The organism is Paraburkholderia madseniana, from assembly GCF_009690905.1.
GTDB classification, from domain to species: Bacteria; Pseudomonadota; Gammaproteobacteria; order Burkholderiales; family Burkholderiaceae; genus Paraburkholderia; species Paraburkholderia madseniana.
In genome coordinates this window covers 1-206 of record NZ_VOSW01000383.1, presented here as the reverse complement: position 1 = coordinate 206, position 206 = coordinate 1, and the positions used below count along the sequence as shown (strand labels likewise).

Sequence of the window (206 nt, the reverse complement as noted above, 5' to 3'; positions counted from 1 at the left end):
GCGCCGGCCCGAGCCATCCAGCGCAATGCATCAAACATGTCGCGCAGTTCGTATTTGCGCTGCGGCGCGGTTACGTCCATCAGCGTCAGATACGGTGCCGCGAAGCTCCATTCTTCGTCGGATACATCGCTCGGATACCCTTTGCGGTCTGCTCTTTTCATCCCACCAGGATACCAGGTCTCACACAAAGTGCCTAACACGCTCTA

At 57.3% G+C, this 206-nt stretch carries 1 protein-coding gene; it reads right to left on the bottom strand.

Annotated elements, in window-relative coordinates; genetic code table 11:
* Positions 1-161: transposase (locus FSO04_RS46215; protein WP_154568054.1), on the bottom strand; the 161-nt coding region annotated here is incomplete at its 3' end.
* Positions 162-206: the final 45 nt, after the last annotated feature.